General features: G+C 53.9%; 7 protein-coding genes and 1 pseudogene. 4 read left to right on the top strand and 4 right to left on the bottom strand.

Annotated features, from left to right (window positions below; all coding sequences use genetic code 11):
* Positions 1-1,111: 1,111 nt before the first annotated feature.
* The gene (locus FYB92_RS15485; protein ID WP_408902396.1) at positions 1,112-1,309 is read right to left on the bottom strand and encodes a DUF952 domain-containing protein; all 198 of its coding nucleotides are present in this window, start codon (positions 1,307-1,309) and stop codon (positions 1,112-1,114) included.
* A gap of 1,080 nt (positions 1,310-2,389) precedes the next feature.
* On the opposite strand from FYB92_RS15485, the pseudogene bcsA reads away from it, so the two are divergent.
* The 3 genes and pseudogenes from bcsA to FYB92_RS10140 all read left to right on the top strand — a co-directional run.
* A pseudogene (bcsA, locus tag FYB92_RS10150) lies at positions 2,390-4,405 on the top strand (UDP-forming cellulose synthase catalytic subunit); the annotation flags it as partial.
* Positions 4,406-5,174: 769 nt separating this feature from the next.
* Complete coding sequence (locus FYB92_RS10145) at positions 5,175-6,860, top strand: cellulose biosynthesis cyclic di-GMP-binding regulatory protein BcsB (RefSeq protein WP_332828586.1); 1,686 nt, start codon at positions 5,175-5,177, stop codon at positions 6,858-6,860.
* Between the two features lie 34 nt (positions 6,861-6,894).
* Entirely contained in the window at positions 6,895-10,683 is a 3,789-nt protein-coding gene (locus FYB92_RS10140) for a cellulose synthase subunit BcsC-related outer membrane protein (protein WP_332828585.1), read from the top strand.
* Between the two features lie 54 nt (positions 10,684-10,737).
* Here the strand turns inward: FYB92_RS10140 and FYB92_RS10135 are convergent, their stop codons facing one another.
* The gene (locus tag FYB92_RS10135) at positions 10,738-10,893 is read right to left on the bottom strand and encodes a hypothetical protein (RefSeq protein ID WP_167613971.1); all 156 of its coding nucleotides are present in this window, start codon (positions 10,891-10,893) and stop codon (positions 10,738-10,740) included.
* A 363-nt stretch (positions 10,894-11,256) separates the two neighbouring features.
* Positions 11,257-12,090, bottom strand: coding sequence for an FkbM family methyltransferase (locus tag FYB92_RS10130; RefSeq protein WP_239021084.1), 834 nt, complete (start codon positions 12,088-12,090; stop codon positions 11,257-11,259).
* Positions 12,091-13,041: 951 nt separating this feature from the next.
* Between FYB92_RS10130 and FYB92_RS10125 the strand changes: the two genes are divergently transcribed.
* Positions 13,042-14,301: a DUF2075 domain-containing protein gene (locus tag FYB92_RS10125; protein ID WP_332828584.1), complete on the top strand. Its 1,260-nt coding sequence runs from the start codon at positions 13,042-13,044 to the stop codon at positions 14,299-14,301.
* A gap of 12 nt (positions 14,302-14,313) precedes the next feature.
* Here FYB92_RS10125 and FYB92_RS10120 read toward each other — a convergent pair whose 3' ends face one another.
* Positions 14,314-16,608, bottom strand: a complete 2,295-nt coding sequence (locus tag FYB92_RS10120) for a GH92 family glycosyl hydrolase (RefSeq protein ID WP_332828583.1) — start codon at positions 16,606-16,608, stop codon at positions 14,314-14,316.
* Positions 16,609-17,104: the final 496 nt, after the last annotated feature.

Here is a 17,104-nt window from a genome sequence, read left to right as displayed (position 1 = left end):
AAAATTCTGAACATCACCTTAATTTTTTAAGGTGATGTATTTTAAAAAATCTAAAACCTATAATTATATGGATATATTTATCATACCCAAGTGTTCGTCTCATTCTCACTAAATATTTGGAAGGGGCATATCTACATGGAATGCCTATTCGGGCATTTTAATTTTTATGGATTTTATTGAGTGATTTTTTTTATCTATTTTCCCAAATACGCTAAAAGTACAAATCCCATCAGATGATAGATTGAAATTTGAACAGTTACTTCCTATATATATTTTATTTTTCTCATCAATTTCATTGTAGTTAATGATATATGAAGTATATGTATTGACTCCTGCGGAGAGGGATGCCGTATCAACCGGGGTAAAGCGGCATGTCCTTAGATTTTCGTTCAGGTCACAATGTATCTTTCCTGTTCCGATTTCCGATAAACTAAAAGTATTGGCATATTTATAAATAAATAGAGATATAATAGAAAATAATATGAATATAAAAATAACATTTGACATAAATTTAACTATATTTCTCAACTTTCTCTCCTTTGTATTGTAGCTGACTGGCAGATATATTCCTTATAATAACATATTTTTCGAAATTATATATAGATCATAGCAAGGAAAATTTATCGCAGTCAGACTATATAGCTATGTAAGGTTGAGATTTTTGTAAATTAATTATGTTTCAATATATTATATTAATATTCTGATATTTTATATCGTATTATGTATTGTTTGATTGTTGGCGAGATAAGCTTATAATGGCCAGTCACCTACGCTAGATCTTGCTTGATGATATACAGGAGGTGCGCATCGTATCGAATATGCGGGAGTTGGTTTGAAGAGAGTTCGAAATTATATATGGTAATGCAAAAGACTGGTAAATTTCGGATTTTTTATACCAGACAGTTGTAATATACTATCAGACGGGTTTTATACGATGGTGGTAAAAAATAGAGCATGTTGAAGCCCCCTAAATGCAAGGCGCTCTTCTTGTGAATAACAGGCTGTCCAAGGCTGAATGTCGCCTGTTTCTGTCGCTCATTTTATGTTGACGCACTGTTAAATTCCCGTCGGGTCAGGGGTATGGATACGTTCATCGTGGTGGCGATACATTTTAATGACTTATAATTTCAACCTGACCTTCCCGATTACGTGTTACTGGGGACAGCCTGATAATTGCAGCGAGGGTCAATGGCCCATAAAAGTGTGGAAATATCTGTCCTGCCCGAGATACCTCCCACCGCAGCGATGGTCCCAATACTTCTTGGTCAATCGCAGCGAGCATGAGGCCGGATTGTCCTTTGAAATACAGATCAACGGTTGCAGTTACTTGACCGCGGTCGACATATGTATGAATCCATCAGAAATATCCAATAAAGAGCCGGAGAAAATCCCGTCATGTACCAGTGCGGCATATTCAGATGCGGTCAGGATTTTATAGACGATCTGTTTTTTCATAAAAAGTGCCTGTCAGGTATATTTTAAATGCCATCTGAGAAGAAATTATGAAGGACCATAAAGGGTAGATGTTAGAATAATAGCAAGTTTATTGAAATCCCAAACAGCACCATACTCCATAGCGTAACAAGAATAAATTTTCTCTTTATGATATTAATTGAAAGAAGGGACATAAGTGGATCATGAATATTTTTGCGTATCTTATCCTCTTTTTCCTTATATATCCCATTATTTTCACATATTCCCATAGAATCCATCAAAAAAAGGCGAAATTTACCCAATTCATCTTTTTTATACAAAGTTTTTTTGTTGATGGAGATTGTTGGTGGCCCACATCGCAATATGCGCATAATGAATAAATGATATTTACGTATTCCAAGGTATTGTGAGGCTTCCGCAGGAGAAAGAATGGATTTCCTGGGAAAGTGTATCAGGTCCGTTGTGCCATCTTGAAGCGAAGTCATCCGAATCTTCTTTCCTGCGTATCGTGGGGAATGCCACCTGCGGCTTTGTGGAGAGGAAGATATGATATCATTTCCGGCCTTCGCCTCCAATCTAAGGTGGCATTTCTTTCTTTTCCGAATGGATGGGAATATGGACCTGATGGTCTTCTTTCATCCAGCCAGACTGTCTGGTCACAGCTCGGGCAAAAGTCCTCATGACGTATGTTTTTGTGTGTGAGTTGCAATTCAAATATAAGAATCATGTTGTTTTCATAAAACAAGCATTGACATATATATTATTTCAATTTAATTGGGATATATTGCAATTATCTGTGTGCTTTATTTTTTGAGTTCAGGGTATGGAACGGGATTTTCATGAGTAATAGATGCGGGTTGATCGCTTTTTGTTTGTTAAAATATTACAATGCAAACGTAAAATTGTAGAAAATTTTCATAAAAAGCCCTGATTATCCCTTAAACCGGCATATTAAATGCAAGATATAGTCCTGAATTCCATGATCTGGCGTATTGTAAAGTCTCCTTTTATTTCCGGCCTGCTTTTCGCTCTACTGATGGCGGTGGTCTGCCTGACATATCTTTCACCTGACCGTCAGTTTTTTGTGGCAGTGGGGGGAGGAATTCTGTTTTTTCTTGTCCGCCGACATAATGAACGATGGTCGCGCTGTTTCCTGATGATCCTCTCTATCGTCGTATCCGGTCGTTATCTGGTCTGGCGGTTTACTTCCACCCTCGATTTTGACGGAATCTTGCAAACCGTTCTGGTTCTGGCGCTGGCTGTGGGGGAAATCTACACCACCATTCGCGTCGGGTTTACATATTTCCAGCTTGCATGGCCGCTGCGGCGACAGATTCATCCCCTGCCGGACGACATGGCCACATGGCCGGTCATTGATGTGTATGTCCCGACCTATAATGAGGATATTTCCATTGTCAGGACAACGGTGCTCGGGTGCCTGTCGATGGACTGGCCAGCGGATAAATTGAATGTCTATATCCTTGACGACGGGCGGCGGCGGGTATTTCGTGATTTCGCCCGGCAGGTTGGGGCCGGTTACATCAACCGTGCGCAGAACATGCATGCCAAGGCCGGAAATCTCAATCATGCCATCGGCGTGACGACGGGTGACATCATTGCGATTTTTGACTGTGACCATGTGCCTGTGCGCGGCTTCCTCAAGAAAACCGTCGGGTGGATGCTGGCGGATCCCAATCTGGCGCTGTTGCAGACCCCGCATCATTTCTACTCGCCCGACCCTTTTCGCCGTAACATGCGCCGCGGTATGGAGGTCCCACCTGAAAGCAACCTGTTTTACGGGTTGCTGCAGGATGGGAATGATTTCTGGAATGCGACGTTTTTCTGCGGATCATGTGCGCTTTTGCGACGTAAGGCCATTGTATCGATTGACGGGTTTGCTACCGAAACCGTGACCGAGGATGCCCATACGGCCCTGCGCATGCAACGCCGGGGATGGGGGACGGGTTATCTGCGTGAACCGCTTGCGGCAGGACTGGAGACGGAAACCCTGCTGCTTCAGATCGGGCAGCGTGTGCGCTGGGCGCGCGGGATGTTCCAGATGCTGCGGCTGGATAATCCGATGTTCGGGCGTGGCCTGCGCCTGACGCAGCGGATCTGTTACATGGCGGCGGCCACGAACTATTTTTTCGCCATCCCGCGCATGATGTTTCTGCTGGCCCCACTGGCCTACCTGTTCCTGGGCGTGACCATGATTGCGGCTTCGCCGTATGAACTTGCGGTCTATGCCCTGCCGCATCTGTTTCACACCACCATGACCATGTCCCGCCTGCAAGGACGGTGGCGTTATTCCTTCTGGAGCGAGATTTACGAATCCATGCTCGCGCCGTTTCTTGTGCGTATGACGTTCGTCACAATGCTGGCGCCCCACAAGGGCAGTTTTAATGTCACGGACAAGGGGGGGCTGCTGGACCAGGAGCGTTTCGACTGGCGCGCCTCGTATCCCAGCGTGATCATGGCCGTCATATTGGCGGTGGGATTATGCGCGGGGATATGGGCGGCGATTGTCCATTACAATGAAACGCTTGTGTTTCGGGCAATGGCTGTCAATTCGATATGGGTGCTGTTCAGCCTGATTATCGTCCTTGGCGGTGTGGCGGCGGCACGTGAAACACGCCAGCGCCGACGTAACCATCGCGTCGTGGCGAACATTCCCTTCGAACTTACGGATGGGCAGGGGCAGGTTATCGCCTGTAATGCCGTTGATGTGTCGATGGGTGGCTGCCAGCTTCAGGTTCCGGTGCCATCATCCGATGCAGCAGGCGCGGAGGTATCGGTGCGCTGGTCCCTTGCGTCAGGGCAGGTGACGATGCGTGCCACAATCATTGCCCGACGCGAAGGGCGTGTGCATCTGAAATGGGTCATTCCGGGCCTTGCAGAAGAAAACGAGGTCGTGGGCCTTGTCTTCGGTCGCGATGATGCATGGGCGCAGTGGTCCGATTTTCAGCCAGACCATCCGCTTCGCAGCCTCTACCTGCTGGTTCTGAGCATCTGCGCGCTATTTCGTCCTGCCCGACGGACGAAGCCGCCCGCGCCGAGTGCGCCCGTGGAGGAGAAAAAGGCACCGCCGGAAGATCGGCTTCCGCCCCAGCAGCTTGTCATCCCGCCAGATCGCAATGTACGGTTATGTGGCATCGGCAAAACGGTTGCGATCGCCGCCCTGATGGTGTGTTCGGGTGCGCTGGTCCGTGCGCAGGCATCCCCGCCCACGGTGGATGGCGGTTCCGTTGTGGCGATTGATGATGCGCACATGACCACGGCGGATGTGGACGAAGTCTCCCGCACGCCAGTCACGTTCACCCGCACCTTTGCGGAGATGGGGCGAACGGAGGACATGGTGCTGGGCGCGGAGGCACCGCTTTATGGCCTGACTGCCAAAGTGGGCCGTGACGCCATCGTCACATCCGCGCGGCTTGATATTTCCGGGATCTCGCACATGGGGCATGCGGCAGGTCATCTTGCCATTGCCGTAAGCATAAATAACCAGGGTGTAGGCGTTATCTGTCCCGCCGCCGACGGGAATTTCGGGCCTGTCAGCCTGCCGGTCAGTACGATGTTCCTTGATACACGCAACAGGATAAATTTCCGCCTGTTCATGCGCATGTCGCAGGACGCCGGGGGGGGCTGTGCCTGCCTGCGGGCCGGATGCGCGTGGTCCGGTGGGGAATGTGGTGCAGGTCACGGATCAGTCCGTCAAAATCCTGATTTCACAGCAATCAACCATGACAGTGGCAACCGTAAGTCTTGTGCCGCATCGTCTGCTCTCGACACTTCCTTATCCGGTGCTGGACCCGGACGCGGCGCAGGTGATGCCGGTTACTTTTGTCCTGCCGGATATGTCAGACCCCGCGCTGCTTGCATCTGCCGGGATGGTGGCATCATGGCTGGGCGTGCAGTCACAGGATCGCCGGATCCATTTCAACGTGACGGGTGTCCTACCTGCCGCAGGAAACGCGGTGGCCATCGCTGCGGGCCTGCCCGGACCATGGGGTACGCGGCCGTCGGGACCGGAACTTGCAGTTGTGCCAAATCCGCAGGACAGGTTTGGCACGATCCTGCTGGTAACAGGACGAACGATATCAGAGGTCCGGACGGCGGCAGGGGCGTTGGTCCTTGGGGCGGAACATGATGAAATGGGCGCGCACGCCCTTGCGCCGAGCCTGCATCCACCAGCGCGTCAGCCCTATGACGCGCCCGGATTGGTGCGTACCGACCGACCTGTTACGTTTGGGGAACTGGTATCAACAGCTGCATTGCGTACCCATGGCCTGACGTCCAAAACCCTCAGGGTCGAGATCACGTTGCCGCCGGACCTGCGGTCGTGGCGTTCCAGACCCTTCATGGCGCATCTGCTTCTTCGCGCACCCGAAGATGGTGTGCTGGACAGAACAAAATCCCATGTAAGTGTAACGCTGAACGATACATTTGTGCATTCCTATCCCTTGGTGCCCTGGTCGATTAACCCGTTCCGCACACGTGGGACACCGGTGGAACATGCGCTGGAACTGCCGGTATGGAAAATGTCGCAGCATAATGAACTGCGGCTGTATTTCGATGTTCAAACACGCCATCCCCTCGCTGTCGCGTCCGATGCATCAGATGATGTGGTGGAATTGGATCCTGCCTCCAGCGTGGATTTTTCAAAATCACGCCATTTCGCGGTCCTGCCTGACATCAATCTTTTTGCGACTGCCGCATTTCCTTTTTCCCGTATGGCCGATCTGTCGGAAACGACCGTCCTGTTACCGCCGCATCCTGCCCCGGACACGGTGGGGGCATTTCTTGACATGATGGGGTTCGTGGGGGCGGTTAACCGCTATCCCGCAACCGGGTTGGATGTGCGGACGACGGATATGCCGGTTGATGCGTCGATTACAGGCGATATCCTTGTTTTTTCCACGCAGGCGGAACTGGGTAACGGGCAGGCGGCCCTGGCGCGGGCGGGATATGTACGTGGCCGCTCCCTCCTTGGGTGGATCTGCGATCATGTCACGCCCCCTGACGGGGCTGCGGCTCCTCACACCTATAACCTTGCCGGGGGCGCCGTGGTGGCCGCGCAGTCGCCTTTCGCTGCACATCGTTCGGTGGTTGCTGTACTCGGTGCGACACCTGCTGCGCTGTCGACCATGGTGCGTGACCTGCGCGATCCCGCTGATCTTGCACGTTTTCAGGGTGATATGGTGATCCGCCATGGGGCGCGTCTGGATAATTATCGCACGGGTGGGATCTATACCGTGGGGAATATGCCGATATGGATGCTGCCTGACTGGTATCTTGGCGGCCATCCACTGCTCTTGTGTGCACTGGCGCTGCTGGCCGCGCTGTGCGGGACATCATGCGCGATGATGCTCCTGAGCGCGCGCAGCAGGCGACGCATATTGAATGATGACCTGACTGGCGACCTGTAACAGAAGGAAACCGACCATGTATGATGGGCCTTCTGTGCCTTGCCGTCTTTTCCTGCCCGATATCCGCCGTACCGGGGCATGGATATGGAGGGGGCTTGCCCTTGTCGGGGCGGTCAGCCTTTGCAGGCCGGTGTCCTCCCTCTGCGCGCAGACGCCCGTGCGTTATGCGGAAAATATCCTCAATGAGCAGATAGAGGAGGGAGCATTCTGGATCCATCATGGCGATGACGCACATGCCCTTCATGCGCTTCAGCGTGCATTGCGGATCGAGCCGGAGAATATCGAGGCCCGTTTGATGCTTGGTGCGGTGCAGGTCCATCATGGCGACCTGATCGCGGCGCGTGCCACATTGCAGATCCTGCAGGCGCAGCAGGGGACAGATGCGCAGGTCGCGGCCCTGCGTGGCTGGATCGGGCAGGAGCCGATTGATCCGGGGGCGCTGGCGAATGCCCGTGCCGTTGCGGATCGTGGTAAGCCGTTGCAGGCAACCCTTGCCTATCGCACGGTTTTCCGGGCGGCGCATCCATTGCCGGAACAGGAACTGGAATATGACCGGGTTCTGGCAGGTTCCCTTTTGGGATATGGCGAGGCGATCCAGCGCCTGCGCGCGCTGGGTGCAATCTTTCCACATGACCTTGAGGTGCGCATGGCCCTTGCGCAGGCGTTGAGTTATCGGGCCGCGTCCCGCCCGGACGCGATCGAGGACATGCGTGTGCTGGCCACGTCCCCCACGACACCGGATTTTATCCATGACGAGGTGATGCAGTCATGGCGCAAAACACTGGAATGGATGGGAACAGACCCGCAGGCCGAACCTTATTATCGCGAATGGTTGTCCCTGCATCCAGATGATGGCGAAATGCGTCGCCGTCTGGCAACAGTGGAGGCCGCGCGGGCACAGGCGGAACGACTGGCGTTGGTGGGGGCAGGGTACCACGCGCTGTCGCATGGGGAACTGGATCAGGCAGAAAGTGATTTCCATAATTCCATGCAGTCCGATCCCCCCCATGCCGAGGCTCTGGAGGGGCTGGGTCTAGTGGCGCAGCGCCGGGGGGATTTGAAATCGGCGCGTAATTTCCTGACGCAGGCCCTGAACCTTGCGCCCGGTAATGCAGGGATTCGTGATGCCCTTGCAGGGCTTGATGCGCCGGGCGGTGATCCGCAACTGGCCCGCCTGTGGGCATTGGTGGCGCATCATGAATATGAAGAGGCATGGGCCATGTTACCTGCTGTGGAAAAGGACCATGGCAGGATTGTCGATACGTTCAGGGTCCGCGCCATCATTGAACAGTCGCGTCACCAGCTTGGCGATGCAGAGGCCGCCTGGCGCGGGGTGCTGCGCCTTGTTCCCGGCGACATGCCCGCAGCAGCATCCCTGTCCGATGTGCTGGTGGAGGAAGGTAAGATCCATGAAGCCGAAGGTTGGATCGCACGTCTGAAAGCCGCGCGTTATCCCGGCGTCACGGCATTGGAATCCGGGGTGCTTGGCGCCATGGCGGAGGCCGAGACGGACCCGCGCAAGCGCATCGTACTGCTGGAACAGGCATTGCGTGATGCCCCGCATAATGGCTGGCTGCGCCTGCATCTTGCGCAGGCATGGTTGGTGCAGGGGCAGCCGACACGCGCGCGGAACCTGATGGCGGTCCTGTGCGATCCCCTGCCGAAAATGAATGGGGACGTACAGGCCTGTTTCATCTTCGCCCTGCAGGATCAGGATATGCCACGGGCCGATGCGCTTCTGGCGCGCCTGCCACCTGCGGATATCACCGCACAGATGTCTGATGGCGTGGCGCAGGTCATGCTGTGGCACCAGATCCGTGTTCTGCCGACAGACGACGCGCGCGCGATTCCCATGTTGGAACGAATGCCCGTTGTGCCCGACCCCGAAGGAACGCATGCGCGGCTGGTGGTGGATGCAATGCTTAAACGTCATGCCCCTACCGAGGCGACAGCAGGCGTGCTGCATCGTGCCCTGACGCAAAGCACGGGACATGTCAGTGTGAATCAGAGCCTGTCTTATGCCGGTATGTTCATGCAGATTGGCGATCCCGTGGCGGCGCAGCAACTGCTTGATGCGCTTCCGTCCATCACGCAGGGAAGGCGTCTTACCCCCGCACAGGTCCGGGACCTGGGTGAAATGGAAAAAAGCCTTGCGATCGCACGTGCGGACCGCGCCGATCTGGACGGGCATCCCGACATGGCGCGGCGCCTGCTTGACCCACTATTGGCACAGACGCCAGATGATGCGGACCTGCTCCTTGCGCGGGGCCGTGTGGAAGCCGCGTTGCGCCAGCCCGGTCAGGCCATGGTTTATGACCGCAAGGCTTTGGCGCTCCGTCCGGAAGACAGGATGGCGGAGGCGGCCTTTGCACGTGACGGCCTTGCAAGTGGCCATGAACACATGGCGTTGGAGATGGCGCACAAACTGGCGGCCGGGCATCCGCAATGGGGCGATACATGGGAGATACAGGCCGAGATTGACGGCCTGCATGGGCATGACCTTCGCCGCCTGCGCGATGTGCGGCACGCGCGGATGCTGGACTGTACGCCCACGCAAAATGAGGATGATTCCACCGGTCATGGTACGCATATCGATATAGGCTGCGCCCCGTATCACGTGCATGCCGGCGATGAATGGCCCGACATAAGCACAGGGTTCGTGCCCGACATGGGGGCGACGATGCCAGAGATTTATCATTATGACCCGCATCTGACCCCTGTGCAGGCGCTCGACCGACAAAGCGATTATCTATCCCGCGCCCTGTCACCGCAGGCAGACGGGAATATCGAAATCCGCGATCGTTCAGGGCAGTCGGGACTGGGCCATATGACTGTGGTCAACATGCCCATGACAGCCACATTGCCGCTATCCTCTACGCAAAATCAGTTGTTTGTTTCGGTAATGCCAAGTGTGCTGATGTCGGGCGATCCGCTGTCCTCCACCACCACGGCGCGACAGTATGGCAGTGTTGCCAGCAATGGTGTGCGTCCGGGATTTCGCGTGGCTCCGGCTGTTGCCGGTGTGGCGTTATCTGTGCATTACCAGCGTCGGTGGCTGTCGGCTGATGTCGGGTCAACACCGTTGGGATTTGCGACATCCAACGTTCTGGGGGGGATCGAACTGACCCCACACCTGACACATGACCTGACCCTGCGCCTGACGGGGGAACGTCGGGCGGTGACAGACAGCCTTGTGGCCTATTCTGGCGCGCGGGACCCGGGAACCGGACGTGTGTGGGGCGGCGTGACCCGCAACAGGGGGCATGGACAACTGGAGTGGTCGCAGCCGGGATACAATCTCTATGCCGGCGGCGGGTATGCGGTTATGCAGGGCACGAACACGGTGGCCAACCACGAAGCCGAAGCAGGTGCGGGTGGCTCCGCCCTCGTGTGGCACCGCCATGATGCCCAACATCTGCGGCTTGGGCTGGACCTGGTCTATTTCGGATATCGCCGCAATTCGTATTTCTTTACGTGGGGGCAGGGGGGCTACTTCTCTCCGCATGCGTTCATGGCGGCGCTGATGCCGCTGACCTATGACGGACATGCGGGGCGATGGACATGGATGTTCAAGGGGGAAGGGGGATATCAGCACTATACCGAGAACGCGACCGCGATGTTCCCGCTGGGTGAAGGGGGGATCGCGGCCCGGCAGAAATATGCCGGCCAGTCCACGGGAGGATTGGCTGGTAATGTGCAGGCTCGGGCGATCTATCAGCTCACCCCGTCTTTCCGCCTTGGGGTGGAGGGCGGATATTCCCGTTCAGGAAGCTGGGATGAAGTCCATGGGATGGTTATGCTGCATTACGCGCCGGGGCATTAGGAAAGGGTATCAGGGCCGGATGCGTCTTACGCGATAGGCGTGGCGGCATGATCTTTACCTGCGTCCCGGTGCGCCATACTGGCTGCCGTAACCACCACGATGATAACCGTCATGCCAGTAAACGGGATGGCGATCACGATGGGCGGCATGGCAGCCAGCGATGGAAAGGCCAAGAGCCATGATGACGAAGATATTGAATGGGCGCATCATAAGATGTCCTGACTGTATAGATGTTTGGAACGTGCAGGATCGCAAAAGGTTCGGCATGTTCCGGGGACTGCCGGGATAAGTAACTTTTTAAAAAATAGCAAAACGTGATATTTGCCGCTTAGAGACTGTTTGAAAACAAATCATTAATAAAAAAACAAGAAAAGTTTTTGGGTGCTGCCTTTTGATCGAAAAAGGCAGCATCTTCTGAAGCTTTGTTAGAAAATATCCACCAAAAACCTTTATAATTTCAGTATGTTATTGAGTCTGACTTTTCAAACGGCTGCTTATATCCCAATGACTAGACACATCAAAACTACACTGCCCGGCAGGGTTGGGCCTGCCGGGCAGTCTGCTTATTCTCCCTTATTTTCGTGATAGCAGGATGTTGCCGCGACTACGTGCCTTGCGGCGATATCCGGATTTAGCCAACCTGCCCATCAGGTCTGATTGCCAACGATCACGTTCACTGTATTCAATGATAATATGACCGGGTAGCAGGCCGACAGGTGCGGTATCCAGAAAGGGTAGTAAGGCCCTATCCTCATATCCTTCAATATCAATCTTCAACACATCAACATGATTTACTTGGGCGTCTGTCAGGATATCAAGCAAGGGTCGAATACGAACGGTTTCTCCTTCACCCTGACCAATGCTACCACTCCCATAATCCATATTGGTCTGGATCAGGGTGCCGGGCTCATCCCTTTTACCTACGGCTGCCTTGACCAAAAAAGCTTTGATCCCGTTAAGGGCCATGTTGGTGAAAAGTCTTTCAAAGACAATGCCATTGGGCTCAATGGCGATGATTTTGGCCTTTTTGGTGGCAGCAAACAGGGAAAAGAACCCCATATTTGCCCCGATATCAACGAAGGTGCCACCAATAGGCAGGCATTTGTCCAGCCATCGCCATTCTTTGGCATTGTAGCAGTTTCCGCAGACCGCTGACTTGGCATCAGTCTGGTTATCCTGTGGATAGAACCTAACTTTCAACCCGAACAGATATGAATCCACAGGGCCTTTACATTCCTGTTTGAACCTTTCGACAAAGGGGCGTCGAAAACGCATATATCCAAACAGGGTATCGAAAAATACCGTGCGTATCCGTTTCTGTATTTGGGTTGGAGGATAAGTTCCGAAGGGGGGTGTGTTTGTGTTATGTTCCTGAATGGGCACAACAAATGGCGGTGATTCCGCCACCTTTTGAAGTATCATTATTCACCATGTTTCATTGCCCTACGACAGGCGTGCTTGCACATCAACGCCTTTTGGCGTCGGGTGGGTCGTAGCGTGTGAAACAAGGTGAACTCACGCCCTACCTATTCCCCAGACGATAAACAGCACATACTGTTCACCGCTGGACCATAGTCCGGGTGTTGTATTCGGCAGGCCACCCGACATAGGGGCCTCCTTGTTTCAACGGCGCTACGACACGCCACCTCACACTATAGCACATGTAGGGTTGCACTACTACAGTCAAATCTAAGGTACTGATTTAAAACAATATTACAAAAATATAGCCTAATTTTTTAGCAGCTATCATTAATATGTATGGGGGATGTTTGATCGGTGTTCATGCCAATGAACTACGGCGCGGACCTCACTGATGAACAGTGGGATTGAGCAGGCATTACATTCCAAGGACAGGGTCAGGCGCTTGCCCAAGGGAAACAAACATGCATCGGCATCATTGATGCCATCATGTATGTGGTAACGCATTGCTGTAAATGATGTGGGGTGTCCACGCATTTCCTGTCGTAGCACACGGTCTGTAAAATACGGGTGATGGCGAACTGTCTATTACACCTTATGCAATATGGTGATAAAATCTGCCGATGTATGAGGTGCAGCCCGCAATATGTGTAATTAACAGCCGTGGTATCGAACAGGAAAATCCGCCAATGCCGAGATCAAAAATTTTTGGAAATTTCCAGACCCTGATTGAATATTTTACCTTGTTTTGATAATTTTCCAAATGGGCGACAGGATCATGGTCGGTGATCTTATATGCTGGCATTGGGGCGGTCATGAGTGATGGAAATCAGGACAGGTCTGCACAAAAAGCATTTTGTAAAAATCCGAAAAATTCATGCCTGTCATGGTGTATTTGTAACCGGATTTTCAGATCCTCTCCTTGGCAGGTAAAAATATATGATTAAGCCTCTCCATTCCCGTAACGACAGCGCAGTGTCGCGTCTTGCGCCTACGATGGCATTAACACAGGGACAGGATGCCCTGATGGCGGAGGTGCTGTCTTTCTGTCGCGCCCATCAGGCGGATGACCACGCGGTGTTTGTGATTGAGGGGGATGCGGGTACTGGAAAAAGCCTGCTGCTTAATACCCTGTTTACCGCGATACAGCAGGCGGCACGGGGACAGGATATTCATGATCCGCTTTATGGCACCCATAATTTCCTGTTGGTCAATCATCCGGAAATGATCAAGCTTTACCGTAATATTTCACAAAATCAGACTGCACTACGTAAAAAAGATTTCGAACGTCCGACAACCTTCATAAACCGTGCATATGGTGGGGCGCGACGTGCCGACATAGTTTTGGTGGATGAAGCCCACCTGCTGTTGACCCGCAGCGATCCTTATAACCGTTTTCGCCAGAATAACCAGCTTGAGGAAATCATCCGCCATGCGCATGTTGTGGTGATTATCTTTGATGCTCATCAGGTTCTGAAATTCAAGAGTCTATGGGATGGTGCCTCCCTTGCGCGATTGCTGTCGGGCGTTCCGGTCGTGACACGGCGATTGGAACATCAGTTTCGTATGCATGCCCACACGGATGTCATGCAGTGGATACGTGCGCTGCGGGATGGCATCCTGCGGCCACTGCCCGCACCGCAAACGTTTGATTTCCGTATTTTTGATGATGCACAGGACATGTATGACGCCATCAGGCAACGGGACATGCAATATGGTATGTGTCGGATGCTGGCGACCTATGATTATCCCTACATACTGAATGGGCAGGATCATTTCATTACAGAAGGGCGTTTTCACCTGCGTTGGGATCGTGCCATGCCGCAGGCCCGCCTGCCGTGGGCGGAACGGCCCGATACGATTGACGAAGTGGGGTCGGTCTATACCATCCAAGGGTTCGACCTTAATTATGCTGGTGTCATCCTTGGGCCGTCTGTCACCTATGACCGCGCGACGGATCGTATCGTGATCGACCCCTCCCGTTACGAGGACCGTGCCGCCTTTACCGGTCGGGACGGGGTGGAGAACCCGGCAAAGGTCATGGTACGGATCATTCTCAATTCAATCAACGTCCTGATGACCCGTGGGGTAAGGGGGCTGTATATTTACGCAAGCGAACCAGGACTGCATGCCCGTCTGGCGCGATTGTGGGAGGAACGGCAGGTTTCTGATGCACCCCAATCCGGGGAATGTTTATAATATATACCATGTTCAGCGTTTCGGCGTGGCCTGCATGACAAAGCGCAGTTCTCCTCCTTTGAGGATATCTTCGTGTCGCAGATGCAGAAGGTCCTGTGCCCTGCCATTGAGGGTCACGGACGCAACATAAGGATGGCCAGCATCCAGCCCATCCGCCACCATGGTAAAGATGCGTCCGTTGGGCAGATGAATAACCGCCTTGGGCACGAACGGCCGGCCGATGGTGTAATCATTGCTGCCTGGTGCAACGGGATAAAAGCCCAGCGCGGTGAACAGGTACCATGCCGATGTCTGCCCCAGGTCGTCGTTACCGGCCAATCCGTCGGGACGGGCATTATACTGGCTGTCCATGATCTGTTGCAGACGCTGCTGTGTTTTCCATGGCGCACCGGCATAGTCATAAAGATAGGCGATATGGTGGCCTGGTTCGTTGCCATGCGCATACCATCCGATCAGCCCGCTGATATCCTCAACATTTTTGAAGCGGGCAGGATCGACTTTCGTATCAAACAGTTCGTCGAGCCTGGTGGTGAATTTCGCATTCCCTCCCATTGTCGCAATCAGGCCGGGCACGTCTTGTGGCACGTACCACAGATATTGCCAGGCATTGCCCTCGGTATAATCGCTGCCATAGGCCGCGGCGGCAGGGTCGAAGGGAGTGTGGAATTCCCCTGTGCTCAACCGGGCCCGGAGGAACCCGGTCTGTGAATCCCATTCATTGTGCCAGTTACGGGCGCGTTTTTCAAAGGTCTCGGCAATGCGTGTCCTGCCCATTGCACGTGCCATCCGCGCAAGCGACCAGTCATCATAGGCATATTCCAATGTCTTTGACCCGGCTTCGGCTTCCCGGTCGATCGGGACATAACCAAGCTTCATGTAATCTGTCAGGTCGCCGTAAACGGGTGATGTGGCAGATGCAACCATCGCATCGAGTGCGGCATCCGCGTTAAACCCCCGCACCCCTGCCAAATAGGCGTCTGCGATGATCGGCACGGCGTGATATCCGGTCATGCACCATGTTTCCAGCCCCTGATAGGACCAGATCGGCAGCACGCCAACCGGGCTGGCCTGTTGCGCCGCAAGAAGGGAGCGCACGAACTGTGAACTCATATCTGGACGCAGCAGCGCCATGAGCGGCTGTTGCGCGCGATATACGTCCCATGTGGACCATGTGGAGTAGAAGCCAAAGCCGCGCGCCTTATGGACTTCCTGATCCGGGCCGCGATAATCCCCGTTGGCATCCATGCTTAGGGTAGGGGCAAGCATCGCGTGGTACAGCGCGGTATAGAACTGTGTGCGCTGATCAGTTGAGCCTGAGACGTCAATGACCGAAAGTGCCCGGTTCCATGCGGTTGTGGCATCGGCACGGCGCGCATCGAAATCCCAGCCTCTGCCCTCGGCCTCCAGGTTGGCGATGGCATTTGTCTCGCTGATGGGAGAGATTGCGACCTTCACCCCAAGTGGCGTGGAGAGAGTGCCGAAATCGAATACAGCCTCGACAGCGCGGCCATTCTGCTCATCGGGGTCAACCGGGGCATTCCCTGGTCCACGGAACCCGTGATAGGTCAGGTTGGTTTCGCGATTATAAAGGGTCCGCGCGACCATCGGACGTGAAAAGCGCATTGCAAAACATGTGGTCCGCCCCGGTGCCCACCCACGTGTGGTGCGACAGCCCGACACGGTTCCGTCTGAACGCACGCGCAGGCGCGTCCACAGCACTTTTCCCGGATAGTCATAGATGCTGGGGCGCAGGTCCAGCAGGATATGTGCGGGTTTGTCCGTGGGAAAGGTATAACGATGCCACCCTACCCGCAATCCGGCCGTCAGTTCAGCACGGACACCATAATCATCCAGCGTTACGGAATAAGATCCGGGATGTTCCTCCTCGGTCGCATGGCGAAAGCGTGAGCGATAGCCACTTAGGGGCTTGGCCGGATCGCCGGGTTCCATGCGGACATCGCCTGCAATGGGCATCAGCAGCCAGTCGCCAAGGTCGGAATGCCCCGCGCCAGAGAAGTGGGTCTGTGAAAATCCCATGATGGTGGGGTCATTATACTGGTATCCCCCGGCCCAGTCATAGGCATGGTGGAATTCCGGCATCGCGGTGTCGGGAGAAGGCTGGATCATGCCGAATGGAATGCTTGCCCCGGGGAAGGTATGTCCGGCGCCGCCCGTACCGATGCGCGGGTCCACCATGTCGGCGGGAGAGGGGGCATGCTGCATGCTGGCATGCCCGCTGCATGGGAAAATGAAGGCGGTAGCCGCCAGCATGACGGGCAGGCCGTACAGGATCGGGCGGCGTTTCATGAATGCATCCTGTCTTGGCTGTGGATCATTACGGACACGGCATTTTACATGACATGGTGGCGGTGTCATCCCGCGCCCTGAAGGGGGCTGGTTCCGGCGGAAAACATCCTGCCCCGTCATACCGGTTTCCGCGACAGGTTCCTTCAACGGGATGAATTGTCAACCCACGTTGACAAACTCACTTTTTTTTCGATTGTCACGCTTGTGCGCCGGGGGCAAATTATGACCATACTGCATAACTCCTACACAACCATGAAAACAGTAGCGTCAGCACCATGTAATTACAAATTGCCATGACAAGGGAAACCTGATCAGAAAGCGTTGCCAGAGATATATGTCGAATGTCGGGTGCGTCTGTCATGTATGTGCCGGCAATCGGGATTGTAATATCTCTGCATCAGGCCATGGCCGCGGATCGCGGGATATATGTGTGGTTTTTACAAATACGCTCCGTAATAAAGAAATATTTAATTTTACCCCAGGATTTCTGTGTCCT

Origin of the sequence: Novacetimonas sp. GS1, assembly GCF_036686925.1 — a bacterium.
Lineage (GTDB): Bacteria > Pseudomonadota > Alphaproteobacteria > Acetobacterales > Acetobacteraceae > Novacetimonas > Novacetimonas hansenii.
Note: the sequence above shows the minus strand (reverse complement) of the source record. Positions and strands in the feature narration are given on the sequence as shown.